General features: G+C 62.8%; 22 protein-coding genes and 1 pseudogene. 9 read left to right on the plus strand and 14 right to left on the minus strand.

Features of this window, described 5'->3' with window-relative positions:
• Positions 1-115: 115 nt before the first annotated feature.
• Genes V1289_RS37345 through V1289_RS37355 form a run of 3 tightly spaced genes read left to right on the plus strand, consistent with a single transcriptional unit; the run spans position 116 to position 4,068 of the window.
• Positions 116-1,885, plus strand: coding sequence for an ABC transporter permease (locus V1289_RS37345; protein ID WP_334403794.1), 1,770 nt, complete (start codon positions 116-118; stop codon positions 1,883-1,885).
• A gap of 20 nt (positions 1,886-1,905) precedes the next feature.
• Entirely contained in the window at positions 1,906-2,940 is a 1,035-nt protein-coding gene (locus V1289_RS37350) for an ABC transporter substrate-binding protein (protein WP_334403795.1), read from the plus strand.
• Positions 2,941-2,964: 24 nt separating this feature from the next.
• Positions 2,965-4,068, plus strand: a complete 1,104-nt coding sequence (locus V1289_RS37355; protein ID WP_334403797.1) for an ABC transporter ATP-binding protein — start codon at positions 2,965-2,967, stop codon at positions 4,066-4,068.
• A gap of 173 nt (positions 4,069-4,241) precedes the next feature.
• Here V1289_RS37355 and V1289_RS37360 read toward each other — a convergent pair whose 3' ends face one another.
• Positions 4,242-4,994, minus strand: coding sequence for an SDR family NAD(P)-dependent oxidoreductase (locus V1289_RS37360; protein WP_334403799.1), 753 nt, complete (start codon positions 4,992-4,994; stop codon positions 4,242-4,244).
• Positions 4,995-5,142: 148 nt separating this feature from the next.
• Here V1289_RS37360 and V1289_RS37365 point away from each other — a divergent pair, with 148 nt between their 5' ends.
• From V1289_RS37365 to V1289_RS37375, 3 genes are all read left to right on the plus strand, one after another.
• On the plus strand, positions 5,143-5,913 hold the full coding sequence (locus V1289_RS37365) for a methyltransferase domain-containing protein (protein WP_334403801.1): 771 nt from the start codon (positions 5,143-5,145) through the stop codon (positions 5,911-5,913).
• A 207-nt stretch (positions 5,914-6,120) separates the two neighbouring features.
• Positions 6,121-7,122, plus strand: a complete 1,002-nt coding sequence (locus V1289_RS37370) for a DctP family TRAP transporter solute-binding subunit (RefSeq protein WP_334403803.1) — start codon at positions 6,121-6,123, stop codon at positions 7,120-7,122.
• An 84-nt stretch (positions 7,123-7,206) separates the two neighbouring features.
• Positions 7,207-9,249 (plus strand): TRAP transporter large permease, encoded by a 2,043-nt coding sequence (locus tag V1289_RS37375; protein WP_334403805.1) that lies wholly within the window; start codon positions 7,207-7,209, stop codon positions 9,247-9,249.
• 27 nt (positions 9,250-9,276) lie between these two features.
• On the opposite strand, the gene V1289_RS37380 is transcribed toward V1289_RS37375, so the two are convergent.
• The 6 genes and pseudogenes from V1289_RS37380 to V1289_RS37405 all read right to left on the minus strand — a co-directional run bounded on the left by V1289_RS37380 (position 9,277) and on the right by V1289_RS37405 (position 14,633).
• A complete protein-coding gene (locus V1289_RS37380) occupies positions 9,277-10,062 on the minus strand; it encodes an ABC transporter ATP-binding protein (protein WP_334403807.1) in 786 nt (261 codons plus the stop codon).
• Complete coding sequence (locus tag V1289_RS37385) at positions 10,050-11,105, minus strand: dihydrodipicolinate synthase family protein (RefSeq protein WP_334403809.1); 1,056 nt, start codon at positions 11,103-11,105, stop codon at positions 10,050-10,052. Before V1289_RS37385 ends, V1289_RS37380 begins: the two co-directional genes overlap by 13 nt.
• 8 nt (positions 11,106-11,113) lie before the next feature.
• A complete protein-coding gene (locus V1289_RS37390; RefSeq protein ID WP_334403811.1) occupies positions 11,114-11,938 on the minus strand; it encodes a GNAT family N-acetyltransferase in 825 nt (274 codons plus the stop codon).
• Positions 11,925-12,962 carry an NAD-dependent epimerase/dehydratase family protein gene (locus V1289_RS37395; protein ID WP_334403813.1) on the minus strand — a complete coding sequence of 346 codons (1,038 nt, stop codon included), beginning with the start codon at positions 12,960-12,962 and terminating at the stop codon, positions 11,925-11,927. Before V1289_RS37395 ends, V1289_RS37390 begins: the two co-directional genes overlap by 14 nt.
• Positions 12,963-12,980: 18 nt before the next feature.
• The gene (locus tag V1289_RS37400) at positions 12,981-13,751 is read right to left on the minus strand and encodes an ABC transporter permease (RefSeq protein WP_334403814.1); all 771 of its coding nucleotides are present in this window, start codon (positions 13,749-13,751) and stop codon (positions 12,981-12,983) included.
• A gap of 233 nt (positions 13,752-13,984) precedes the next feature.
• Positions 13,985-14,633: pseudogene (locus V1289_RS37405) on the minus strand (TetR family transcriptional regulator).
• A gap of 97 nt (positions 14,634-14,730) precedes the next feature.
• Here V1289_RS37405 and V1289_RS37410 point away from each other — a divergent pair.
• Positions 14,731-15,735, plus strand: a complete 1,005-nt coding sequence (locus tag V1289_RS37410) for an ABC transporter substrate-binding protein (protein ID WP_334403816.1) — start codon at positions 14,731-14,733, stop codon at positions 15,733-15,735.
• Between the two features lie 165 nt (positions 15,736-15,900).
• Here V1289_RS37410 and V1289_RS37415 read toward each other — a convergent pair whose 3' ends face one another.
• Positions 15,901-16,896 carry a Bug family tripartite tricarboxylate transporter substrate binding protein gene (locus V1289_RS37415; protein WP_334403819.1) on the minus strand — a complete coding sequence of 332 codons (996 nt, stop codon included), beginning with the start codon at positions 16,894-16,896 and terminating at the stop codon, positions 15,901-15,903.
• Positions 16,897-16,956: 60 nt separating this feature from the next.
• Positions 16,957-17,724, minus strand: a complete 768-nt coding sequence (locus V1289_RS37420) for an IclR family transcriptional regulator (protein WP_334403821.1) — start codon at positions 17,722-17,724, stop codon at positions 16,957-16,959.
• Between the two features lie 158 nt (positions 17,725-17,882).
• On the opposite strand from V1289_RS37420, the gene V1289_RS37425 reads away from it, so the two are divergent.
• Positions 17,883-19,145, plus strand: coding sequence for an acyl-CoA dehydrogenase family protein (locus tag V1289_RS37425; protein WP_334403823.1), 1,263 nt, complete (start codon positions 17,883-17,885; stop codon positions 19,143-19,145).
• Between the two features lie 156 nt (positions 19,146-19,301).
• Positions 19,302-21,236, plus strand: a complete 1,935-nt coding sequence (locus tag V1289_RS37430) for an alkyl/aryl-sulfatase (RefSeq protein ID WP_334403824.1) — start codon at positions 19,302-19,304, stop codon at positions 21,234-21,236.
• Positions 21,237-21,371: 135 nt separating this feature from the next.
• On the opposite strand, the gene V1289_RS37435 is transcribed toward V1289_RS37430, so the two are convergent.
• Genes V1289_RS37435 through V1289_RS37455 form a run of 5 tightly spaced genes read right to left on the minus strand, consistent with a single transcriptional unit; the run spans position 21,372 to position 25,954 of the window.
• Entirely contained in the window at positions 21,372-22,076 is a 705-nt protein-coding gene (locus V1289_RS37435) for an ABC transporter ATP-binding protein (RefSeq protein ID WP_334403826.1), read from the minus strand.
• A complete protein-coding gene (locus V1289_RS37440) occupies positions 22,069-22,818 on the minus strand; it encodes an ABC transporter ATP-binding protein (protein ID WP_334403828.1) in 750 nt (249 codons plus the stop codon). The genes V1289_RS37435 and V1289_RS37440 overlap by 8 nt, the downstream gene beginning before the upstream one ends.
• Before the next feature lie 10 nt (positions 22,819-22,828).
• The gene (locus V1289_RS37445) at positions 22,829-23,821 is read right to left on the minus strand and encodes a branched-chain amino acid ABC transporter permease (RefSeq protein WP_334403830.1); all 993 of its coding nucleotides are present in this window, start codon (positions 23,819-23,821) and stop codon (positions 22,829-22,831) included.
• Positions 23,818-24,687, minus strand: a complete 870-nt coding sequence (locus V1289_RS37450; RefSeq protein ID WP_334403832.1) for a branched-chain amino acid ABC transporter permease — start codon at positions 24,685-24,687, stop codon at positions 23,818-23,820. The genes V1289_RS37445 and V1289_RS37450 overlap by 4 nt, the downstream gene beginning before the upstream one ends.
• A 16-nt stretch (positions 24,688-24,703) precedes the next feature.
• Positions 24,704-25,954 carry an ABC transporter substrate-binding protein gene (locus tag V1289_RS37455; RefSeq protein ID WP_334403834.1) on the minus strand — a complete coding sequence of 417 codons (1,251 nt, stop codon included), beginning with the start codon at positions 25,952-25,954 and terminating at the stop codon, positions 24,704-24,706.
• Between the last annotated feature and the right edge of the window lie 147 nt (positions 25,955-26,101).

Below are 26,101 nucleotides of genomic sequence, written 5' to 3' on the forward strand. Positions count from 1 at the left end.
GCGGTCGATGGCTCGATACGTCGACTTTCTGCTACTTCCCGCCGGCCGCACCATCGACTAAGCTTGACCGCAACAAGAATAAAGAAAGCCGCTCGCAGGCTGAGGGGAAAGCGCTTTGCACGGACAGACGGACCGGCGCGGCGAAGTCACGCGGAGCGCCAGCGAGGGCGTGCGCCGGCGCGTGTGGACCGGTCTGTGGGTCGGCTCGCTGCTCGCGATCCTCGGTTTTCTGGTGGTCTATCCCGTGCTGATGCTGTTGCTCGGCGCGCTCACTGACACGAATCCGGTGGTCGACGGGTTCAGCCTGCGCCATCTCTCGGTCAAGAACTTCCTCACCGTGCTGGTCAATCCGAATGTCGCCGAGGCGCTGTTCAATACGCTGATCGCCTGCGGCGGCGGCACGGCGATCGCGGTTGCGATCGGGCTGTTGTTTTCCTGGATCGTGGTTCGCACCAATACGCCGTTCAAGGGCTTTATCGCCGCCGCCAGCATTCTGCCGCTGTTCGCGCCGCCGCTGGTCGCTGGCGTCGCGTGGACCATTCTCGGCTCGCCCAAAACCGGTCTGATCAACACCATGTTCAAATGGATCGGGCTCGACTGGCACGTCGATTTCTATTCGCTGTGGGGCCTGGTGTTCGTGTTCGGCATCTATTACGCGCCCTATGTCTACATGTTCACGTCATCGGCGCTGCGCAACATGGACCCGAGCCTGGAGGAGGCCGCCGAAATTTCCGGCGCCAGCGCGTTCGCGACCTTGTTCTCGGTGACGTTCCCTTTGATCATGCCCGCGATCGTCTCGGGCATGCTGCTATCGTTCATCGTGATGCTCGGCATTTACGGCATTCCGGCGGTGCTGGGCGCGCCGACCAATCTCGCCGTGCTCACCACTTATATCTTCAAGCTCACCAACTGGTCGCCGCCGCTCTACAATACCGCCGCGGCCGTCGCGATCATCCTGATGGTCGTCACCGGCGCGCTGGTGTTTCTGCAGCAGAAGGTGCTGAGCGGCCGCAGCTACACCACCGTCGCCGGAAAGGCCTTCCGCCCGCGCACCCTCGATCTCGGGCGCTGGCGCTGGCTCACCTTCGCCATCGGCGTCGTCTATCTCTTCGTGGTGGTGATCCTGCCGTCGCTGGCGCTGATCGTGGCCGCGTTCCGCAAATTCATGTTCATCCGCGACGCCGCCAGCCTGTTCGACATGCGGCAATATTCGCTGATGCATTTCAACGCCATCTTCGACAATCCGCTGACGCTGAACTCGATCTACAACGCGGTCGAGGTCGGCATCATCACTGCGGTGGTCGGCGGCGCGCTGGCCTTTTCGATCGGCTACACCATTCACCGCACCCAGGTCACCGGGCGGCGCTGGATCGATTTGATTTCGACCGTGCCGGTCGCGATTCCCGGCCTCGTGGTCGGCGTCGCCTATCTCTGGGCATGGATCGGAATCCCCGGCGGGCTCTACGGCACGATCTGGATTCTGGCGCTGGCCTTCATCGCGCGCTTCATGCCGGACACGGTGAAGGCGCTGTCGACCTCGTTCCTGCAAATCCATCGCGAACTGGAAGAGGCCGCCTGGGTCTGCGGCAGGGGCATGTTCGGCACCATCCGGACGATCGTGCTGCCGCTGGCGCGGCCCGGCGTGATCGCGTCGATGACGCTGCTGTTCGTGCTGGCGATCCGCGAACTCGGCTCGTCGCTGTTTCTCTATACCAGCAACACCATGGTGATGTCGGTGCTGCTGCTCGACTATTACGAAGGCGGCAATCTCGGAAAGACCGCCGCCTTCAGCATCGTGCAAACGATCTTGCTCGGCGTGCTCATCGGCGGCGCCAACTGGCTGTCGCGCGGTGCGGCACAGAGCAGCGTCGCCCGCACGGGATAAGAATAATGGGAGGATTGGCTATGAATAGAAGGGCTTTTACCACTGCAATCGTCTTGGCCGGCCTCGCCGGGCTTTGCATGGCATCAAGCGCATCGGCGCAGGCGCAGGAATTCGGCTCGCCCGAACTGATCGCCGGTGCCAAGGCGGAGGGCAAGCTGGTGTTCTACACGGCGAACTTTGCCGAGGTCGAACAGCAGGTCATCAAGGCCTTCAACAAGCGTTTCCCCGAGATCAAAGTCGAGATGGTGCGCGCGCCGGGCGGCCAGCTCATCACCCGAGTCAAGACCGAGGCCGCGGCGGGAAAACTGATTGCGGATGTGGTCGATCATTCCGACCGCGCGCTGATGTCCGACCTGATCGACATGTTCCAGGATTACGCGCCGCCGAATGCCGCCGATTACAATCCCGACGCGCAGATTTCGCCCAAGCTGTGGCCGCGCGCGACGCTGGTCTGGTCGATCGCCTACAACACCGAACTGGTGAAGAATCCGCCGAAGACCTGGATGGATTTGACCAAGCCCGAATATGACAAGCTGACGGGACAGGTGTTCGCGCAATCCGGCGGCACCACCTGGACCCGCATCATGTTCGAGCGTCAGGTGCTCGGCGAAGACTATTGGGCCAAGCAGGCGTCAACCCATCCGGTCCTCTATCCCTCCGGCGCGCCGATGGCGGATTCGCTGGTGCGCGGCGAAGTCGCGATGGGGCCGTTGCTCTACAACGCGATCTACCCGAAGCAGAAGGACGGCGCCCCGATCAAGATCTTCTTCCCGCCCGAGGGCGCGCCGGTCAACCCCTATGCGTCGGGAATTCCGAAGACCGCCGCCCATCCTAACGCTGCAAAGCTGTTCCTGAACTGGTGCCTCTCGAAGGAAGGGCAGACCTTCATGATCAAGGAACTCGGCAATCTCACATCGCTGAAAGATCCGCCGGTGTATCCTGAAGGTTTCGATCCCAAGGTGGTCAAGGTCTGGTACCCCAGGTTCGACGAGTATGTGAAGCTGCACGGTCCCTGGGTCGCCGATTGGGACAAGATTTTTGGCTATCGGCAGTGAGTGGCGCATGAGGCGGGTCCATTCATGACGGCAACGCTCGAGGTCACCGACCTGCGCAAGCAGTTCGCGATCGGCCGCCCGGCGATCGACGGCGTCAGTTTCGCCGTACCCGCCGGCGAGATCGTCGTGCTGCTCGGGCCTTCCGGCTGCGGCAAGACCACGACGTTGCGCTGCGTCGCAGGACTGGAGCATCCGACGTCCGGCGAAATCAGCATCGCAGGCCGGGCGGTGTCGTCGCCGGAACGCGGAATCCTGGTGCCGCCGCGCTTGCGCGAACTCGGCATGGTGTTCCAGTCCTATGCGGTCTGGCCGCACATGACGGTGCGGCAGAACGTGGTCTATCCGCTCAAGCATCGCAAGATCTCGCGCGGCGATGCAGTGCGCATGGTCGATGACGCACTCGCGCTGGTCGGGCTGTCGGAATATGCCGACCGGCCGGTGGTCGCGCTGTCCGGTGGCCAGATGCAGCGCGTCGCGCTGGCGCGCAGCATGGTCTACCGGCCGCAATTGCTGCTGCTCGATGAGCCGTTGTCGAACCTCGACGCCAAATTGCGCTTGCGGCTGCGCGACGATCTGCGCGTCATCCTCAAGCAGACCGGCATGACCGCGCTCTACGTCACCCACGACCAGGCCGAAGCGGTCGTGCTCGGCGACCGCATCGGCGTGATGCGCGACGGCAAATTGTTGCAGATGGACACGCCGGACGCGATCTACAACCGCCCGGCGGACCTCTTCGTCGCCAACTTCACCGGCGCCACCAACGAACTGATGGGAACGCTGGTCGCGCGCAACGGCGAATTCGGCGTGGTCGATTTCGGTGACGGGCGGCGTGGCGAGGTCGCCTTGCTGCACGGTCTCGGCCCGGACGACAAGGTGCGGATCGCGTTGCGGCCGGAAAACATCGCGATCGGCAAATGCGACGGCGGCAATATTTTCCCCGCCAAAATTCTCGATCGCCGCTATCAGGGTACGCAGACCGCCTACGGCATCGAACTGTTGGGCCGCCGGCTCGAGGTGATCGAACTCGGCACCGCCGTGAGGCATCAGGTCGGAGTCGAAACGCCGGTCTCGCTGCCGCGGGAATGTTGTTGGGCCTATCGCGACACCGGGCCGTCGTCTTATGAATAGTGGCCCGTTTGGCGGGGACAGAAGCGCGCAACGGCCGCCGAGGTTAACGGGTGGAACCAACCCTCCGCCGCGTAAATTCGGCGTGCTTAGGCGCCGAATTCATCGGTGGCCTTGATCGGCAGCCCACGCGGAAACGGCATTTGCCGTTCGCGCCGGACGCTTGTTCGTCCGCCCTAGAATTGATACCGGCGAAGCCCGCCGTCAACGGGAATGACCGTCCCGGTAATGTAGCGCGCCACGGGGGAGGCGAGGAACACCACCAGTGCCGCGAGATCTTCCGGCTCGCCCCAATAGCGCACCGGAATCTCCTCCTCGGCAAAATGCTTTCGATAATCCTCCGGATAATTGCGCCGGATCTGTTCGCTCATGATGCGTCCGGGCGGAATGCAATTGACCGTGATGCCATGCTGTCCGATCTCGCGGGACAGTCCCTTTGCCCAGGCATGAACCGCCGCTTTTGCCGCAAACGCGGCGTTGAGGCCTTCGGGTTCGGATTTGCCGGTTATGTTGATGATGCGTCCCCAGCGGCGTTCGATCATCTGCGGCAACAGCGCGTGGGCAATTTTGCGGTAGGAGGTGAAATTCAACGCGATGGCTTCGTCCCAATCGCTGTCGGGCGCATCCACCGGCAACGGCCGGCTGCCGCCTGCGTTGTTGACCAGGATGTCGACGTGACCCAGCGCGATGACCGCGGTGGCCACGAGATTCTTGGCCGCATCCGGCTGCATGATGTCTTGCGCCACCGGAATTACGGGAGCGCCGCCGGCGGCCTGGACCTCCTGCACAAGCGTGTCGAGCAGGTCTTTCCGCCGCGCCACCGCGACCACGCGTACGCCCTCCATCGCCAGCCCCTTGGCGATGGCTCGGCCGATCCCGATACTTGCTCCGGTCACAACGGCGGTCCTGGACTTGAGATCGAGATCCATGTTCGAAGGCTTTCTTTCTGTTAACAACATGCGCGCAGCGGCAAGGCTCACGCGGGCATGTTAGGATGGATTTGGCCGAGCTGCGCCACAACGATCAGCGCCACAAAGTATAATACCCCTGCGGTCGGGCAAAGGAAGAAGAAAAACGATGGTATGGAATCCGCAGCAATATCTGAAATTTTCCGGACATCGATTGAGGCCCGCGGTCGATCTTCTGATGCGTATCCCGGAGTTTCCGGTGCGGAGCGTCGCCGATCTTGGCGCCGGCGCCGGCAACGTCACCAAATTGATCAAGGAGCGATGGCCCGACGCCAACGTCATCGGCGTCGAAGGGTCGGCGGAAATGGTCGCGGCGGGGAAAAAGGCCGCCCCCGAGGTTGAATGGCTGCATCAGGATTTGGGATCGTGGCAGCCGCCCCACAGATACGACGTCGTCTATTCCAATGCTGCGCTGCACTGGCTGCCGGATCATGCCAGGCTGTTTCCTTCCTTGATGGAAAAGGTCGAGCCCGGCGGCATCCTTGCCGTGCAAATGCCGCGTAATTTCGCAGCGCCGTCGCACTTGCTGATCGCGGAAACCGCCCTGAACGGGCCGTGGCGCAGCCAGGTCGAGCATCTGGTAACGCCACCGCCGGTCGGCGAACCCGGCTTCTATCATGACCTGCTGGCGCCGCTGTCGGAGCAAGTCGACATCTGGGAGACGGAGTATCTGCAGGTGCTGGAGGGTGAGAACCCGGTCAAGGAATGGACCAAGGGCACGTGGTTGACGCGCTATCTCGACATCCTGCAAGGCCAGGAAAAAGCAGCCTTCGAAGCCGCATATGGTGAGCGCGTTGCGAAGGCCTATCCACGGAATTCGGCGGGGCAGACGCTTTTCCCGTTCCGGCGATTGTTCATGGTAGTGCAGCGCAAGGGCTGATGCCGCTGCGCTGCACTACGGATTAGCGCGATCATCAGGAGTAGGCAGGAGAGCGGCCCGAATCGGCTCGTGCATGCGGCATTTTGCGTGATCTCATGCCCAGCCAATTCGGCTTAGGTCTAGTTGTTTGACAGTCGGTTTGCTGCCACTACTCGCCACCGGAAAAACAAAAAGAGCCGGTTTCGACGCCTATAGGGAGGAGAGTTCATGCGCAAATTGCTTTTTGCGGGCATTGCGGTCGCCATTTTTCTGGCCCCGGGCCTGGCGTCGGCCGAAGGGCCGATCGTCGTCAAATTCAGCCATGTCGTCGCCAACGATACGCCGAAGGGCAAGGGCGCGCTCAGGTTCAAGGAGCTTGCCGAGAAGTATACCGACGGCAAGGTCAAGGTTGAAGTCTACCCGAACTCTTCGCTCTACAAGGACAAGGAAGAAATCGAGGCACTGCAACTCGGCTCGGTGCAGATGCTTGCGCCATCGACCGCCAAATTTGCTCCGCTCGGCATCAAGGAGTTCGAGGCGCTCGATTTGCCGTGGCTGTTCAAGGATGAAGAAACCTACACCAGGGCCATGAAGGGTCCGGTCGGAAAGTGGCTGTTTCAGAAGCTCGAGGCCAAGGGCATTAGCGGTCTCGCTTATTGGGACAACGGATTCCACATGACATCGGCCAACCGTCCATTGCTGATGCCGGCCGATTTCCAGGGCCTCAAGGTCCGCATCTCCGGGTCCAAGATCGCCGACCGATACTTCCGTGACATGGGCTCGATTCCGCAGATCATGGCGTTTTCGGAAGTCTATCAGGCGCTGCAGACCGGCGTGGTCGACGCCTGCGAGAATACGGCTTCCAACTATCTGACGCAGAAGTTTTACGAAGTGCAGAAGGACATCACGGTCTCCTATCACGCCCACTTGCAATACGCCGTGATCGTGAACTCGAAGTTCTGGAACGGGTTGCCGCCGGATATCCGCAAGGCGCTCGACAAGGCGATGGACGAGGCGACCGATTATACCAACTCGATCGCGGTCAAGGAAAACGAGGATGCGCTGGCCGAGATCAAGAAGTCGGGCAAGACCACGCTGCACTATCTGAACGACGATCAGCGCAAGGCCTGGCAGAAGGCTATGCAGCCTACCTACGCATGGGCCAAGGGCCGCGTCGGGCAAGAAGTGCTAGATCTCGTGGCCAAAGAACTCGACGTCAAGATGAACTGACGGCCGATCCTTTTGCACAACAACATGAAAACGGTCGGGAGTGATGGCACTCCCGGCCGTTTTGGCCTGAGACGGGGGGACACGGTGTTTAAGGTGCTCAATCGGGCGTTCGACCATCTGGAAGAATGGTTGATCGCCAGCCTCATCGCGGCAGCGACGGCGTTGATCTTTGCCGCGGTGGTGCACCGGTACGGGACCGGCGTTTCGATCGACCTGTCAAAATGGCTGGCCGCGCGCGGCGTTCCTGTTCTGCCGGGGATTTTCAAGAGCATCTACCTGTGGCTCGCGGCACTCGACGTCTCGTGGGCGCAGGAACTCTGTATCTACATGTTCATCTGGATGGCGAAGTTCGGCGCCGCCTATGGCGTGCGCACCGGCATCCATGTCGGCGTCGATTTGCTCGTCAACATGGTGCCGGGACACGCGCGCAAGCAGGTGATCCTGTTCGCCCTGCTGTGCGGCGCGTTTTTCACCGGCATGATCGCCACCTTCGGCGGCTCGTTCGTGGCCGAGATGTTCAAGACCGGCCAGCAATCGAACGATCTCGAAGCGCCGATGTGGATCGTATATCTTGCGATCCCGGTCGGCTCCGGCCTGATGTGCTTCCGCTTCCTGCAGGTCTGCTGGTTCTACTACTGGACCGGCCACCTGCCGCAGCACAATGAGGCGCATGTCGAAGGCGTCGAAATCACCGCGCCTGCGTTGCATCCGGCAGAGGTCGACCCCGCGGAAGACGCCAGCCGCAAGGCGAGCCCGCTGGGGCTGATCCTGATCCTGGCGCCGATATTGATTCTGATGATCTGCCTCGGCGAGAAGGCCGGCATCATCGAGATGCCGCAAGCGCTCCGCGCGGGTTTGATCTTCGTGCTGCTGATCGCGCTGATGCTGACCGGTATCCCGGTTTCGATCGCGCTCGGCCTCACCGTGATGACGTTCCTGTTCACGCTGACGACGGTGCCGATCGAAGCGGTGTCGATGAAGCTGTTCACCGGCATCGAAAGCTTCGAGATCATGGCGATCCCGTTCTTCATCCTGGCGGGCAACTTCCTCACCCATGGCGGCGTCGCACGGCGGATGATCGATTTTGCGACCTCCCTGATCGGGCACTGGCACGGCGGATTGGGGCTCGCCGGCATCGTGGCCTGCTCGATGTTCGCGCTGGTTTGCGGATCGAGCGTCGCCACCGTCGCCGCGGTCGGCGCCATCGTGCTGCCCGAGATGGTGAGGCACGGTTACCCAATGCGATTCGGAGCGGGCATCATCACGGTTGCCGGGTCGCTCGGCATCCTGATGCTGCCGTCGATTCCGAAAATCATCTACGCGGTCTCCACCGGCACATCGATCGGCGCCCTGTTCGTCGCGGGCTTGCTGCCCGGCATGCTGCTGACCTCGATGCTCTGTGTCGTAACCTGGTTCCTGGCCAGGAAGCGCAACTATCCGCGCATGACCAGAGCGAGCTGGGGCGAGACCCTGCACGCGTTCCGCGAGAGCATCTGGGGCCTGATGCTGGTCGTCATCATCATCGGCGGCATCTATAGCGGCCTGTTCACCGCGACCGAGGCCGCGGCCATGGCCGCCGTCTATTCGTTCTTCATTTCGGTATTCGTGTACAAGGCGCTCAAGTTCAAGGATGTGCCGCGCGTATTGCTGCGGGCAGCGAACACCAGCGCGATGCTGCTCTATATCGTGACCAACGCGGTGCTGTTTTCGTTCGTTCTCAGCAACGAGAACATTCCGTCGGCGCTTGCCGACTGGATCACGGCGCAGGATCTCGGCTGGGTTGGCTTCCTCCTGCTCGTCAACATATTGTTGCTGTTGGCTGGCAATTTCATGGAGCCGACGTCGATCATCCTGATCATGGCGCCGATCCTGGCGCCGGCCGCAAAGCGGCTGGGCATCGATCTGGTCCATTTCGGCATCGTGATCGACGTCAATATGGAGGTCGGCCTTTGCCACCCGCCGGTCGGCCTCAACCTTTACGTGGCATCGATGATCGCGGGCATGCGCATTACCGATCTGGCGATGGCCGTCATGCCGTGGCTGCTCACAATGCTGGTCTTCCTTGTCATCGTGACCTATTGGCCCGCCCTGACGCTGTTTCTTCCGACGCTGCTTGGGATGCACTGATGACCGGGAGGAAGACAGATTGCATGGCTATGCTCCGGTTCCAAGCCCGAGGCTGGCATAGATCCGCCGCGCATAGGCGCCGAACTCATCCGTGGTCTTGATCGGCAGCGCGCGCGGAAACGGCAGATCGATCGAAAGATATTCCGCCATCCGCGCCGGACCGGCCGTGAGCACCGCGCAGTGCGAGGCGAGGAATACCGCCTCCTGGATGCTGTGCGTGACGAAAATGATGGTCTTGCCGCTTTCGCGCCATATCCGCAGCATTTCCAGGTTCATCTGCTCGCGGGTCAACGCATCGAGCGCACCGAACGGCTCGTCCATCAGGATCAGTTTTGGATCGTGGATGAACGCGCGCGCGATCGCGGTGCGCTGCTGCATGCCGCCGGACAATTGCTGCGGATATTTGTCCTCATAGCCGGCGAGGCCCACGAGATCGAGCAACTTGCGGGCGCGGGTCCGTGCCGCCTTCATCGGCAGCCCGACGATTTCGGCGGGCAGCAGCACGTTGTCGAGAACGGTCCGCCATTTCAACAGCAAGGCTTGCTGGAACACCATGCCGATATCGCGCGCCGGATCGAACGGCGTTTTTTCATTGCCGATTTTGATGGTGCCGCCGTCGACCCGGTGGAGTCCGGCGAGAATCTTCAGCACCGTGGTCTTGCCGCAGCCGGAGGGGCCGACCAGCGAGACCAGTTCGCCCTCCTGCACGTCCATGGTGACATCGGAGACGGCGAGGAATTCCGCACCCTTCGACCGATAGACCTTGCGGACGTTGCGCAGGCTGATGAAGGGCTTTTCCGTCATGCCAGCCATTTCTGCAGGTTCGCCGCGACGAAATCGTCGTCGGAGAGATCGGCGTGTTCGTTGCACACCCGGTCGATCTGCCGCATCTGGCCGGGGCTCAAGCCTTCGGCCGGATCGAGGCACCACAGCCCCCGCATCAGGCCCTGTCGCCGCAGCACCTCATGGCAGCCGGCGATGCAACCGTGAAAATTGTTGGCGACGTCGAAGAACGCGCTGTTGCAATCGGTGACGCGGGCATCGAGCGCCAGCAGGTCCGCGGGCACAGAGGCCTTGCCGCGCGCGACCTTGCACATCTCGAACTGCTTGATGGCGGCCGCGGTCCACACCGACCAATGCCCGAGCAGGCCGCCCTTGAAATAGGTCCGCGTCGTGACGCCTTTGTCACGCAGATCGAACGGCAGCATCAGATCGAGCAGGATGTGGTCGTCATTGCCGGTATAGAGCGCGACGCGATCGAGCGCGCCGGCGGCGGCGACGCCGCGCAGCACGTCGAGCGTGCGATAACGGTTGAACGGCGCGATCTTGATGGCGATAACGTTGTCGATTTCAGCAAAGCGTCGCCAGAAATCGGCGCTGAGGATGACGCCGCCGACCGCCGGCTGCAGATAGAAGCCGACCAGCGGAATTTCGCGCGCCACCGCCTCGCAATGCGCGATGATCTCGTCTTCGGACGCCGATTTCATCGCGGCGAGGCTGAGCAGCCCCGCGTGATAGCCGATGCCGCGTGCGGTGCTGGCTTCCGCGATAGCCTGCTGCGTCGGGCCGGCGAGGCCTGCGACCATCGCCAGCGGCCGCCTGGTCCAGGCCGCCGCGGTTTCCGCCGCCAGTTCCAGCACCGGCCGGTAGAAGCCGACATCGCGGATCGCGAATTGCGTGGTGTGAACGCCGACCGCAAGACCGCCGGCGCCGGCGTCGATGTAATAGCGCGTCAATGCGCGCTGATACCTGACGTCGAGGGCGCGCCCGGCGTCGAGCGCGAGCGGATGCGCGGGAAGAACCGTGCCGTCTGCTATCAGCTTCCGGACATCGGATTTGATCTCGCTGTGATGCATGGCCATTCCTATCCAAATTCCGGGCCGGCGACCGCGAACGGCAATTCTGAACTTTGCGCTGTGGCGCGGCCGAACCGCATGCGCTGAAACGGCCGCTCGATGCTCCAGCCGGCGCGGGTGAGACCCGCAAGAAATCCCACTTGCGAACCGACGGCATCGAGGAGGATCGGCCGGGTCTCGAACCCGGCGATCGCATCGACCAATGCCAGTGCGCTTTCCGGGCTGTCCGCCAACAAGGGGCCGATCTGTCGCGCCGTGCGGCCGTCTCGGACGATGGCCATCGCATGGCCATCGGACAGAACGCGTGAGCCGGAACGCGCGGCGAATTCCCCGAGAAGGGCACTGCGGTCGAACCCGATCGCGCGGCTATCACGCGCGATAAATTCGTCGAGGCTGCACGGCGATAGCGACGGTAGCGCCTCGGCCGGTGTCGCCTTCTCCAGCCGCAGCCGCCGCAACTGCAGCGTCGGCGTGAATCCGAGCGGGCCGTAGACGGCGGCCCCGGCCGGCGTCGCGTCGAGCCAGGTGGTCAACTCGAGCTTCCTCGCCGCGTTGAGGCAAGCGTCGACCAGCCGCGTCGCGACGCCGCGGCGGCGCCAGTTCGCGGTCACTAGCACCATGCTGATCCAGGCATTGCCGGCGGAGTAGGGCAGCAGCGCCGCGGTCGCGACCAACTGTCCCCTGTCACGGATCCCGAACACGATTCCTTTGGTCAGGAAAAACCGCCAGTCGTCCTCGTTCTGGTTCCAGTGCGCTTCGGTCGACAGTGCCAGCCCGGCCTGCGCGTCGCCGACGCCGAGTTCGACGATCGAGATGTGCTCAGTATCGGCCATCGCGCACCTCGTATTTGGTGGGCTTGCCGAGGCTCGGCATCGACCGCGAGACCCAGTCCGCGGTCCAGCGGATCAACTGATCGGTATCGACGACCGGCAGGCCGAACAAATTGACGGCCTGCGAGGTGTCGGTGAGCCACGCCGTCGGCTCCTCCTTGCCTGTTATCACGGGCGCGCGGCCGAACCGTTGGCCGAATTTTGCGGCAAGATCGCGCACGGCCAAAATTTCGTGACCAGAGACATTGATCGGCGAGGTCGGGGTGTCGCAATGCGCGAGGCAGCGCAGCGCCTGCGCGGAGGCGTCGCCCTGCCAGATGAAATTGACGTGGCCGAGGCTGACGTCGATCGGCTTGCCGGCCAAAACCTTGCTCGCGATGTCGTGCAGCACGCCGTAGCGCATGTCGATTGCGTAGTTGAGCCGGAACAGGCGGCCCGGCGTCGAGAATTTTCGCGAAAAATATTCGAACATGCGCTCGCGCCCGACGCAGGATTGCGCGTATTCGCCGGGCGGATTGGGCGCCATGTCTTCGCCGGAGCCCTTGCCGGTCACGGGAACGAAGGGATAGACGCAGCCGGTCGAGAACGCGACGATCCGCGACCCCGCAAAGGCCTGCGCCACCAGCGCCGGGGCGTGGGCATTCATCGCCCAGGTCAGCGACAGATCGCCCTCGGCGCCGAATTTTCGCCCCGCCATGAACACGATGTTTTCGACTTTTGGCAGCGCTTTGATCGCGGCTTCGTCGAGCAGGTCGCAAGGGATGGTCGCGATGCCGCGCGCCTGCAGCCAGTCCTTGACGCCGGCTTCGCTGAAGCGCGCGACGCCGATGATTTTGCGGTCGGGCAGGGCTGCCTTGGCGAGACCGGCCAAGGTCGGCCCCATCTTGCCGGCGACGCCGAGGATCATGATGTCGCCGTCGACGCTTCTGAGATCGTCGATCAGCGCCTGGCTCGGGCGGCACAGCAGTTCGTCGAGGGTCGCGACGTCTGGAATCGTCTCCGGCAGGGTTTCGCGCGTCAGCAGCATGTCTCGTCCCTGATTTTCCTAATTTAGCCGTACGTCCTTGACGACGAACAGCCGTTCGAGGCCAAGCACGAGGCCATAAAGCGTAACGCCCAACAGGGTCAGCAGCACAACGGCCATCACCATCGCCGGTGTATCGAGCGAGGACTGCACCTGGATCATGAGATAGCCGAGCCCGCGTTCGGAGGCGACGAATTCGCCGACGATCGCACCCGCCACCGCCAGGATGGCGCCGACTTTCATGCCGGAAAACACGTAAGGCAGCGAACCCGGCAACTGGATCTTTCGGAACAGGGTCCAGCGCGAGCCGCGCAGCGATTTGACCAGATCAAGCAAGTCAGGCTCGACCTCGCTCAGGCCTCGCGCAGTGGTGAGCAGGATCGGGAAGAAGCAGATGGAGAACGCGATCAGGATGTTCGGAAAGATGCCGTAGGAGAACCAGACGATGAACAGCGGGCCCAGCGCCACCTTCGGGACCATGTTCAGCGTCACGAACAGCGGCAGCAGCAACAGGCTGACCAGCGGCGACCACGTAAATATAACGGCCAGCATGACGCCGACCAGCGCGCCGAGGCAGAAGCCGCCGAGGATTTCGATCGCGGTCACCGCGAGGTTGGAAAGCCATGCGTATTTGGCCGAGCCGAGCGTGGCGAGCGTCGCGAGCGGCGAGGGCAGGATGAATTTCGGCACCTGAAAAGCGTCGACCAGCAGCTGCCAGAGCACGATCACGGCCAAATGCACGATCAGGATGATCGCGAGCGTCCGCGCCGATCGTGCTCCGTCGGTGAACAAGGTATGCTCCTGTTGGCGCGCCGGGCTTTCCTGGCGCGCGGGTCAGACTATCGCGGCCAGCGTCGGGTTTCAACCATCTGGTTGATTAGGCCCTGGTAGTTCCACCGTCATTGCGAGCCAACGGGTCGCGCGAACGCGCGCCCGATGACAGGCTCCGCGAAGCAATCCATAACACAGCCCGTATCGTCCATGGATTGCTTCGTCGCTCCGCTCCTCGCAATGACGGGTGCTGCCTACGGCCTTAGCGACTGCATCACCAGATCGACGACGTGCCTGCGGCGCGCCCGTTTGGCAGCCGTGCCCGAAAAATCCTTGCCGAAGATCGCCGACAGCGTCGGCGTGTTGGAGAAGAAGAAATAGCTCAGGCCCGCGATCGAGATATAGAGATGCACGGGGTTGACGCCCCTGCGGAAGACCCCCGCCCGCACGCCCTGGCTGAGGATGGTGGAAACCATGCTGACCAGCGGCGAATGCATCGCCTCCAGTTTCCGGGAGCCTCGGACATGCCGGGCGCCGCCGCGGTTCTCGTCGTTCAATAGCACGATGAAGTCGGGGTGGGCGTCGAGGTGGTCGAAAGAGGCTTCGATCAGCTTCCTGATAGCCTGTTCGGGCGGCAATCCCTCGAGGTTGAGCTTGCGCTCCTGGGCGCGGATTTCCTCATAGACCCATTCGAGCACGGCGAGATAGAGCGCGTCCTTGTCGCCGAAATAATGATAGACCAGCTGCTTGTTGACCGCCTGCGCGTGCCGCGATCTCGTCGACCCTGGCCCCGGCGAGCCCGCTGTCTGCGAATTCGCGCCGCGCCGCCGTCAGCAGCTTTTTCCGGGTCGCGGCCGGATCGCGCCGCTGCGGCTTGATGTCGTCAGATCGTCTTTTGGGCATTTCCAACCGAACAGTTGACAAGTCGCGTGGTCCCTTGTTGCATTGGTAGCGTCACGGGCGTGCAACGACAAGGCCGGTCGTAAACGAGGAGGTTGCCATGAAGGGCTTACGAATTGCGGGACTGGTGCTCGCGCTCGTCCTGCCCGCCGTGCCCTCTCACGCCGGCGAGCCGGTCAACCTGATCCTGAACTGGACGCCGACCGCCGACCATTCGCCGTTCTATTACGCCAAGGCGCAGGGCTGGTACGAGAAGGCCGGCATCGATCTGACCATCGAGGTCGGCAAGGGCTCCGGCGTCTCCTCGCTGAAGGTCGGCTCCGGCGGTTCGCCGTTCGGCATCGCCGACCTCGCGACCATGCTGGTGGCGAAGAGCAAGGGCGCCGACGACGTGGCCGTCATGAGCATCTACGCCAACACCGGGCAGACCTTCTATTGGCTGAAAAGCTACGGCGTGAATGGCCCGAAGGACTTTCCCGGCCACAAGATCGGCAACCCGCCGGGCGACGCTTCGCGGGTGATGTGGCCGGCCTTTGCCAAGGCCGCCGGTATCGCGTCGGACGCGGTCAGCTTCGTCAATGTCGGCCCGACCGCCAAGATCGCGGCGTTGAAGAGCCACACCGTCGATATCATCAGCGATTTCTATAACGAGCACGATCTGAAGGCGATCGAGTTCGGCAGTGATCTCGGCTACGTCAACTGGAAGGATATCGGACTCAATCCTTACGGCAATTCGCTGATCGTCAACGGCGCCTACATGGAGAAGAATCCGAAGCTGGTCGAGGATTTCGTCAAGATCAGCCAGAAGGCCTTTGCCGCTTGCGTCGCCGATGTCACGCCCTGCCTGAAGGCGTTGCTGGATCAGGTCTCCGGTCTCGACAAGGAAAACCAGCAACGGCAGTGGGAACGCATCAAATTCCTGATGACCGACGAGTTCACCACGACCAAGGCGCTGGGCTGGATCGATGGCGAGCGGATGAAAAAGGATTACGAGCTGGTGCAAACCTATCTCGGCATGGAAAAACCGTTCGAGGTCGGGACGGCGTTTTCGACCAAGATGCTGGATACGGGCATCAAGATGGATGCGAGCAAGGTGAAGAAGTAGGGGGCGCGAGCGGCGAACCTACCTCCGCCGTCATTGCGAGCGAAGCGAAGCAATCCATCTCACCGCGGAAAAGGAAGAATGGATTGCTTCGTCGCTTCGCTCCTCGCAATGACGCGGTGAGACAAGACGCTCTTTTCGTCAAGCCCGGCCATGACGGAGAGAGAGTTACTGCAGCGCCATGCCCGTCGTCTTCACCACCGTCGTCAGCTTCTCGTGATCCGCCTTCATCAGGGCTGCGAGTTCGCCGAGCGGCATCGGCTTGCCCGGGATGTTGGCGAGCGACAGCTGGCGCTGGACGTCGGGGTTTTGCAGGGCGTTGTTGATGGCATCATTGATCTTCTCGACGATGGCGTCCGGCGTCGCTGACGGCACGTAGATGCCGTACCAGGGCACGTAGGCAGCTTCGGCAAAGCCGGCCTCGGCGATCGTCGGCACGTCGGGAAGTTCCGCGACGCGTTTGTCGGTGAATACCGCGAGCGGCTTTACGGTGCCGGCCTTGATGTGCGGCAGCACGAGCTCGAGCGAAACGATCTCGAAGTGCATCAAATTGGTGATCAGATCGATCAGCGCCGGCGGCTGGCCCTTGTAGCCGATATTGGTCAGCTTGATGTGGGCGACCTCGAACAGTTTTTGCGCGGTCAAATCGATCGATGTGCCGGTGCCGGGATTGCCGAAATTCAGCTCGCCAGGTTTTTTGCGTGCGAGTTCGACGAATTCGCCGATGGTCTTGACCGGCATCGAGGGATGCACCAACGCCACGCTTTGGTTCCAGACCGCGAGGCCGACGCATCTGAAATTCTTCACCTCCCAGCCGGCGTCCTTGTACAGGTCGGGATTGACCAGCACCGCCGGCCCCGTCACCAGCCAGGTGTAGCCGTCCGGTTCGCTTCGCGCGACGGCGGCGGTGCCGATATTGCTGTTGGCGCCGGGGCGCGCCTCGACCACCACCGTTTGCTTCCAGTCGCGGCCGACCTGCTCGGTCACGGCGCGGGCGACAATGTCGACGATGCCGCCAGCGGGATAGGGCACGACGATGTGGATCGGGCGGCTGGGATAATTGCCTTCCGCGTGCGCGGCGCCGCCGAACGGCGTGGCGAAGGCCGCAACAAAACTCAAGGAAACACCCAAGGAAAAACCCAAGGCGGCGTTGATCCCGCGCATTCTCCCCTCCCATTTGTGCCGCGTCGTTCGAGGGACGTGTTGGCCCCGTGAGCGAGGCGTTTAGCCGTTAGCCACCAGCGACCGGATACTGCGCGCGAGGCCGAGGATACGCGGCCCGCATTCGCGCTCGATCTGCTCGGCGCTGAAACGAAACGAAGGAATGCCGCAATTGACCGAAAGACAATCGCCCGTCGGCGTCCGATAGAGCGGGGCGGCGACGCCAAAGATCTCCCGCCGCCATTCGCCGAGCGAAACCGCAAATCCGCGCTCCCTGCACAGCTCTATGTCGGGCAAGGTCCGCGTCTGCACATAGTCGGCTTCTTCCGGGCGCTCCGCCTTCACCCGCGCCACATGCGCGTCGAGCTCATCTTTTGTGTAGAGCGATAACAGCGCGCGGCCGACCGCGGTGGTCGCCAGCGTTCCGGTAAAGCCGACGTCGGGAACGTGCGGGACGGCGTCGGTGGTGCGCAGCGTCTCGACATAGATGAAGTCGAGGCCGAGCGGCATCGCGATGGAAACCGTGCCGCCGGCGTAAGCGGCAAAGTCGCGCATCAGAGGGCGCGCCAATTGCCGGACCTTCAGCGCCGACAGCACCGGATAGGCGGCAGCGAGAATGCCGAGCCCGAGTTCGAACCGACCCTTGGCGTCGCGCTTGAGATAGCCGAGGTGCGCCAGCGTGTAGGTCAGCCGCGACACCGTCGGTCGCGATAGCCCGGTGTGCTGCGCAAGGTCCGCGTTCGACAGCGAACCACTGGCGTTCCGGAACGCCGCCAGCACATCGAGCCCGTGCGCCAATGTCGTCGCGAACGACGGATCGGCCTGATCCATCGAGGGTTTGGCCCGGGAAGCTGGAGAGGGATCGAGGGACGAGATCGCTGCCATTCCGGAATAATGGCTAACCGGCCATATTTTGTCAATATATCGGAATGAATTTGCAATCTGTGTCGATATACGCTTAGGTGCCACCCAAAAATGAGGGAGGTGGCATGGATTTCGATCTTTCCCCGGGGGCTGAGCAGTGGCGGAACAAGCTGCAGACGTTCTTCGACGCTGAGGTGCTGCCGCGCCACCGCGCCTGGGTCGAACACGTCGCCGATAGAAGCGAAGCGCCGCCCTTCATGGGCGACCTGCAGCAGAAGGCGCGGGCCGCTGGCTTATGGAATCTCGGCCTGCCCGAACTCGCCGGCGACGAGCCGGGCACGCGGCTTTCCAATCTCGACTACGCGCCTTTGGCCGAGATCATGGGCCGGCTGTTCTGGGCGCCGGAAGTCTTCAACTGCCAGGCGCCCGACGTGCCCAACATGATCGCGCTGCAGAACTGCGCGACACCGGAACAGAAGGCGCGCTGGCTGCGGCCGCTGCTGGAAGCAAAAACCCGTTCGGCGTTCGGGATGACCGAGCCGGATGTGGCCTCCTCGGATGCCACCAACATCGCGACCAAAATGGTTCGCGATGGCGACGACTACGTTCTCAACGGGCGCAAATGGTTCATCACCGGCGCCGCCCATCCAAACTGTACGTTCCTGATCGTGATGGGCGTGACCGATGCGGACGCCGACCGCACGCGCCGGCACTCCTGCATCATCGTGCCGATGCAGACGCCGGGCGTTCGTCTGGTGCGGCGGCTGCGCTGGATGGGCTGCGAGGATCACACCGCCCCGATCGGCGAACTTGCGTTCGACAATGTGCGCGTGCCCGCGTCGAACCTGCTTGGCGAGGAAGGCGAGGGCTTTAAGGTGGCGCAGGTGCGCTTAGGCCCTGCGCGGATTCATCATTGCATGCGCTCGATCGGGCTGTGCGAGCTGCTGATCGAATTGATGATGGTGCGCGCGTCCGAGCGTTCCGCGTTCGGGCGGACCGTCATTCAATACGATACGGTGCAGCGCTGGATCGCCGAATCCCGCGTCGAACTGGAGCAGGCGCGCCTGCTCGCCTATCGCTGCGCCTGGCGGCTCGACCAGACCGGCCATCACGGTGCAAGTTCTTCAATAAAGAATTGGCGCGACGTCTCCCTGATCAAGGTCGCGGTGCCCGCGATGCTGCAGCGGATCGCCGACCGCGCGCTGCAGGTGTTCGGCGCCATGGGCGGCTCCGACGATACGCCGATCCATCAGGCCTTGGCCTGGGGCCGCCTGCTGCGGATCGGCGACGGCCCCGACGAAGTCCATCTGCGGCAGATATTTCGGATGGAGCCGATGCCCACATGGTCGATCGCCAATTCGCCTTATCTCGCGGTGCGTCCGTCATGACCTCGGTTTCGTGGCCTCCTGGTTCGAGACGCGCGGCGTTGCCGCGCTCCTCACCATGAGGGTCCAAGACCTCATCCTGAGGAGCGCGCACTCGCGCGCGTCTCGAAGGATGAAGCCACCGACCTACAAACGAAACGGACCAGGGAGGACAACAAGATGACCCAGAACGTCAGCACTGAAACCCCCAAGGACGCTTCCGCCCCGGTGATCGCGCAGCACGCGGCGACGCTGAAGGCGCTGCCGTTTTCCGACACGCGCGATTTTGACGACGCCGCGCGCGGCTTTCTCGGCAGCGTGGAACACGCAAAAATAGCCTCGCCGCAGGGCCGGACGGTCTGGAGTCTGGAGCCCTACGCTTTCCTTGGCGAGGAAAAAGCGCCGCCGACCGTCGATCCGAGCCTGTGGCGGCAATCGCGCCTCAATATGAACCACGGCCTGTTCGAGGTGGTGCCCGGTGTCTATCAGGTGCGCGGGCTCGACATCGCCAACATGACGCTGATCGAAGGCGACAAGGGCGTGATCGTGGTCGACACCCTGACCTCGATCGAAGGCGCGCGCGCCGCGATGGAACTTTACTTCCAGCACCGCGGCAAGAAACCGGTCACCGCCGTGATCTTCACCCATACCCATACCGACCATTGGGGCGGCGCGCGGGGCGTGCTCGATGATGAGACGCTCGCCAGCGGGAAGGTGCCGATCATCGCGCCGAATCTCTTCATGGAGCACGCGGTCTCCGAGAACATCATCGCGGGGCCGGCGATGCTGCGGCGCGCGCAATATCAGTTCGGGCCGCTATTGGCGAAGGGCGTGCGCGGGCAGGTCGATTGCGGGCTCGGCAAGTCGATGGCGGCGGGCTCGGTCGCGCTGCTGCGGCCGACCGATCTGATCATCGCAACCGGCGATAAGCGCATCATCGACGGGCTCGAATTCGAGTTCCAGATGGCGCCGAACTCCGAGGCGCCGGCGGAGATGCATTTCTTTATCCCGCGCTACAAGCTGCTCAATCTTGCGGAAAACTGCACGCATAATTTCCACAATTTGCTGCCGTTCCGCGGCGCCGACGTGCGCGACGCGCTGGCCTGGTCGAAATATCTCGGCGAAGCCCTGCAGATGTGGGGCGGCAAGGCGGACGCGATGTGCGGCCAGCATCACTGGCCGGTATGGGGCCATGAGCGGATCGACACCATGATCCGCCAGCAGCGCGATCTCTATAAATTCGCGCATGACCAGACCATCCGCCTGATGAACCACGGCCTGACGGCGACCGAAATCGCCGAGGCCATCCGCTTGCCTGCAAGCCTCGACGGCGCCTGGCATGGACGCGGCTATTACGGCCACATCCGGCACAATGTGAAGGCGATCTACCAAAAGTATCTGGGATGGTACGACGCCAATCCGGTCAATCTCGATCCGCTGCCGCCGGTCGAGTCCGGCAAGAAATATGTCGAGTATATGGGCGGCGCGGAGGCGATCCTGACGCGGGCGGCTAAGGACTTTGCCAAGGGCGAATTCCGCTTCGTGGCGCAGGCGGTTAGCCATCTGGTGTTCGCCGAGCCCGACAACCAGGCGGCGCGCGCGATGCTGGCCGATACATTCGAGCAGCTCGGCTACGCCTCGGAAAGCTCGACCTGGCGCAACGCCTATCTGTTCGGCGCGCAGGAGCTGCGGCACGGCATGCCCAAAGTGCCACCGCGTTCGCCGATGCCGCGCGAGACGCTGGCGGCATTGCGCACCGAACAGCTATGGGACGTGCTCGGCGTCCGCCTCAACGGCCCCAAGGCCGAAGGCAAGCGCATCGTGCTGAACTGGAATTTTACCGACACCAAGGAGACGTTCATTCTCAATCTGGAGAATTCAGCGCTGACTTATGTCGCCGGCAGCCAGGCCGCCGACGCCCATGCGAGCTTCACGCTGGCGCGCAGCACACTGGATGAAGTGATTGCAAAACTGACGACGTTTCCGGAAGCGGTCGGCGCTGGCAAGATCAAGGTCTCCGGCGAGCCGTTGCGTCTCGGTGAGTTGATGATGCTGATGGACGAGTTTCCGCGCATGTTCGAGATCGTCGAGCCGAAGCGGACGGCGGTGAGTTAGGCGTCGTCATTCCGGGGCGATGCGGAGCATCGAACCCGGAATCTCGAGATTCCGGGTCTGGTCCTTCGGACCATCCCGGAATGACGAGGTCTAATCGCTTCGTCGCTTTGCTCCTCGCAATGACGACAGCGGCCACTAAATCCCCAGATACGCCGCCTGCACCTGCTTGTTGTTCGCAAGCTCCGTGCTCGTCCCGTGCATGATCACGTTGCCGCTTTCCAGCACATAGGCGCGCTGGACCAGCGACAGCGCGCGGCTGACGTTCTGCTCCACCAGCAAGATCGCGGTGCCCATCTTGTGGATCTCGCCGATCTTCTCGAAGGTCACGTCGGTCATCACAGGCGCGAGGCCCAATGAGGGTTCGTCGAGCATCAGCAACTTCGGCTTCAGCATCAGCCCGCGGCCGACCGCGAGCATCTGCTGCTCGCCGCCGCTCATGGTGCCGGCCAGTTGCTGCCTTCGTTCGGCCAGCCGCGGAAAGATGCTGTAGACCAGCTCGAGCGTGCGGCTGCGTTCCGCCTTCGCTTTCGGCACATAGGCGCCGATCTCGAGATTTTCGTGCACCGTCATATCCGGAAACACCTGACGCCCTTCCGGGACATGGGCAATGCCCAGTTCCGGAATCCGGTGCGGCGGCAGCGACGCGAGGTTGGTGCCGGCGAAGGTGATATTGCCGGCCGACAGTTTGACCAGCCCGGAGACCGCGCGCAGCGTCGTGCTCTTGCCGGCACCGTTGGCGCCCAGCAGGCCGACCGCTTCGCCTTCGCCGATCGTGATGCTGACATTCGTGATCGCGGGCACCGAGCCGTAGCTGGCGCACACACCTGACAGTTCAAGCATGCGCGTCTCCCGAGGCCGGCGGATGCACGTAGGAGCCGAGATAGGCGCGGATCACTTCCGGATCTTCCACGATCTCCTTGGGCGTGCCCTCGGCGATCTTTTGCCCGTGGTCGAGCACGACGATATGGCGGGCCACCGCCATGATCGCGCGCATCACGTGCTCGACGATCACGATCGTCAGCCCCCGGCTGGAGAGCTTTCCGACCAACGCGACCGCCTGATCGATCTCGGCCGGGTTGAGCCCGGCCATCACCTCATCGAGCAGCAAGATCCGCGGCTCGGTCGCCAGCGCGCGCGCCATCTCCAGCCGGCGCTGGTCGATCGTAGTGAGATCCTTGGCCGCGGTCTGTTCCTTGGCCGCGAGGCCGACGAACTCGATCGCCTCCAGCGCCCGGGTGCGGGCGGCGGCAACATGGCGGTCGCGCAGGAAGGCGCCGGTCATGACATTCGCCAGCACCGTCATCCGGCCAAAGGGTTTTGCGACCTGGAAGGTGCGCGCCATCCCGAGCGCGCAGATATCATGTGGCTTGAGGCCGACGATATCCCGGCCGAACGCCAGCACCGAACCGGCGTCGGGCCGGTGAAAGCCGGTGATGAGATGGAAGCTCGTGGTCTTGCCGGCGCCATTCGGCCCGATCAGCGCCACGGTCTCGTTCTCCTGCACCGCAAAGCTGACGTCCTGCACGGCGCGCAAGCCGCCGAACCGCTTGCTGAGACCCTTGATAACCAGTGCTTCTGCCATCGGCCGGTCCTTACGCGCGCGCCGGATGGCGACGGACATAGCGGTGATACGCTTCCGTCGCCACGCCCATCAGCCCGGTCGGCCGCCACAGGATCACGGCCATCAGGATCAGGCTGTAGACGGTAAGCTGAATGCCGCCGACCGAACCGCCGAGCCAGCTCTGCAGCAGGGTCGACGTGGTCTCCAGCAGCACCGTCCCGACCACCGGTCCCCACAGCGTCCCGATCCCGCCGACGATCGATACCAGCGCCGCCTCGATCGAGATGCTGAAGCTGAACGCCGTCGCGGGGTCGATGAAGTAGATGTATTGCGTGTAGAACGTGCCGGCCATCGCGGTCAGGAACGAGCTGATCATGTAGATGTCGCGCTTGATCTTTGGCGCGTTGACGCCGATTGCTTCGGCCGCGTCTTCATCCTCGCCGATGGCGACGAGGTAATAGCCCATCCAGGACCGCTCGATCAGATAGGTTATAAAAAGCCCGAGGGCGAGCAGGCCGAGTGCGACATAGTAATAAGCCGCCTTGGCCTCGAACTGCATCATCAACGGCGCATTGCCGAGATTCGGGATGGTGGTGCCCTCGGCGCCCCAGGCAAAATCGCGGAACTTCAGGAAGATCAGCATCAGGGCTTGCGCGGTCGCGATGGTGGCGATGGTGAAGTAGGGGCCGCGCAGGCGAAAACACAGCCAGCCGATCGGCAGGCTCGCCAGCATCGCGACCACACCGCCGGCGACCATCCCGATCCAGGGCGAGATGCCGAAATCGATCTGCAGGATGGTCGAGGTGTAGGCGCCGAGGCCGAAATAGGCGGCGTGCCCCAGCGATAGCTGCTTGGCGTAGCCGCCCATCAGGTTCCAGGCGACGCCGATAAAGGAAAACAGCAGGATGCGGATGAAGATGTCGATCGCAAACGAGGTTTTGACGACCAGCGGCAGGGCAATCAGAACGATTGCGCCCAACGCTAGCCAAACCAAAGTCTGCGTTCGCAGTCCCAAAATCGTCATCGTGCCCTCCCGCCGCCAAGGCCGGTCGGCCTGAAGGCCAACGTCAGCAGCAGCATCGCAAACACCCCGATCAGTCCGGAGTCGGCGCCGACGAACTGGATGCCGAGCGATTCCGCGACCCCCATCATCAAACTGGCGACCAGTGCGCCGATCACATTGCCGAGCGTGCCCAGCACCACGGCGACAAAGGCCATCAGCACAAAGGTTTGGCCGACGAACGGATAGGCCGAGTAGAACGGCATCAGCAGCGAGCCGGCGGCGCCGGCCAGCGCCAGCGCGACCCCGAGCGCGACGCAGAACACCCGGTTGGGATTGATCCCCATCAGCATCGCGACATCGCGGTTCTGCGAGGCGGCACGCATCGCCTTGCCGAGATCGGTAGTGTGCAGGAACACCCAGAGCGCGCCGCTCAGCCCCATCGCGACCACGAAGGCGATCAGTTTGGCGACGGGGATATAGAGTCCGCCGATGTGGAACGCTTCATCCGAATAGGAGGTGTGAACGGTGCGGTAATTCGCCGTGAACAGCATCAGCGCCAGATTGAGCAGCAACAGCGACAGCGCAAAGGTCAGGAAGATCTGGGGCATGTCGTTAGGCCCCAGCACCCGGCGGATCAGGAAATGCTGGATCAGGACGCCGATGACGAACAGCACCGGCATCGATACCACCAGCGACACGATCGGGTCGATGCCGAACTGGTTGGCGAGAAAGAACGAGATATACATCCCGATCATCACGAATTCGCCCTGGGCGAAGTTGACGATCTTGACCACGCCGAAGATCAGCGTGACGCCGATGCTGACGAGCGCGTAAATGCCGCCGATGAGCAGGCCGTTGATCACGGCCTGGGCCAGTGTCTCCCACATCGAATTGGCCGGTGCTTCAGGTTTTCATCAGCTGCGCGCGCTTGTCTTCGTCCGGGAAGACGCTGGCGAGATCGGCGTTCTGCCACTGCACCCCCACCGGATGGCCGTAGACGTTCTTGCCGTCGGGGCCGAACTTCACCTTGCCGCCGGGCGCCATCGCGGCGTAGCCCTTTGACACATCGAGCGTGGACAGGGCTTCGCGAACCTTCTGCGGATCGGCGGAGGCGGCGCGCTCCAGTGCGTCGGCCAGCATGAAGGTCTGCGCGACCAGGCCGCCGGCATATTCGAACAGGAATTCGCCGGTGCGCTTCTTGTATTCGGCGTTCACCTTCTGCGCGTCGTCGCTCATGTCATGGTTCCAGTGCGCCACGCCCTGCAGACCCTCGGCGAGCTTGCCGACGTTCTTGTAGAAATCCGGAATCACGAACCCGCCCGAGCCGCCGTTGATGGCGACGTTGAGGCCGACCTGCTTGACGGTACGCACGATCAGGATGAGGTCGTTCAGATAGGAGACCGAGAACAGCGCGTTCGCCCCGGAAGCCTTGACCTTGTTGATCAGCGGTGAGGCGTCGGTGAAGCCGGCCGAGTAAGGTTCGAACATGACGATTTCGACGCCTTCGCCCGGCGCCAGTTCCTTCAGGCCGTTCGACGTCGAGGTGCCGAACGCGGTGTTCTCGAAGATCACGGCCACTTTCGGCTTGTCGCCGACCAGTTTCGCCATTTGCAATTGCGCCCTGGCAAATTGCGAGGCGCGGGCGAACGGCGTGAACGTATAGTTGCGGCCCTTGTTGAGCTGGTCGGAGCTGGAGCCGGTGATGATCGGAACCTTTGCGCGCTCGCATACTTCGCTTGCGATCAGGGTCAGCGCGCTGGCGAAGCAGCCGTGGACTGCCGACAGCTTGTTGCCGGTGATCAACCGGTCGGTTTCGGTGCGCGTTACCGTCGTATCGCTCTGCACGTCGGAAAGGATCAGGTTGAGCTTGGCGCCGCCGAGCGACTTGATGCCGCCGGCCTCGTTGATCATTTCGATCGCGAGTTTGGCGGCGGCAACACATCCCACCCCGATCTGTGCCATGCTGCCGGTGGTCGGATAGAGCGCACCGATATTGATGGGATCGGCCGCCCAGCCGCGCAGCGGCACTGCGCCGAAGGCGCCGGCAGCGAGAATGCCGCCGGTCTTGACCAGAAACTGGCGGCGGTTTTGCCGCTTCGACACTGTCTGTTTCAACTCGCCGTTATTGCCGACAGCCTTGCGATCTTTTTTCATGCCGTTCCCCCTGTGCTGGCGACGGTACAGCATGCTGTCCGCCGGCATTTTGGGGATCGTAGCCCCATTCAAAATTGTTTACAATATAGTTTTCAATATTATTATATGATTGAAGGCGCGGTGCGTGTGATGCCGTTGGTCGCGCCG

This window comes from Bradyrhizobium sp. AZCC 2289 (assembly GCF_036924615.1).
GTDB lineage: Bacteria > Pseudomonadota > Alphaproteobacteria > Rhizobiales > Xanthobacteraceae > Bradyrhizobium.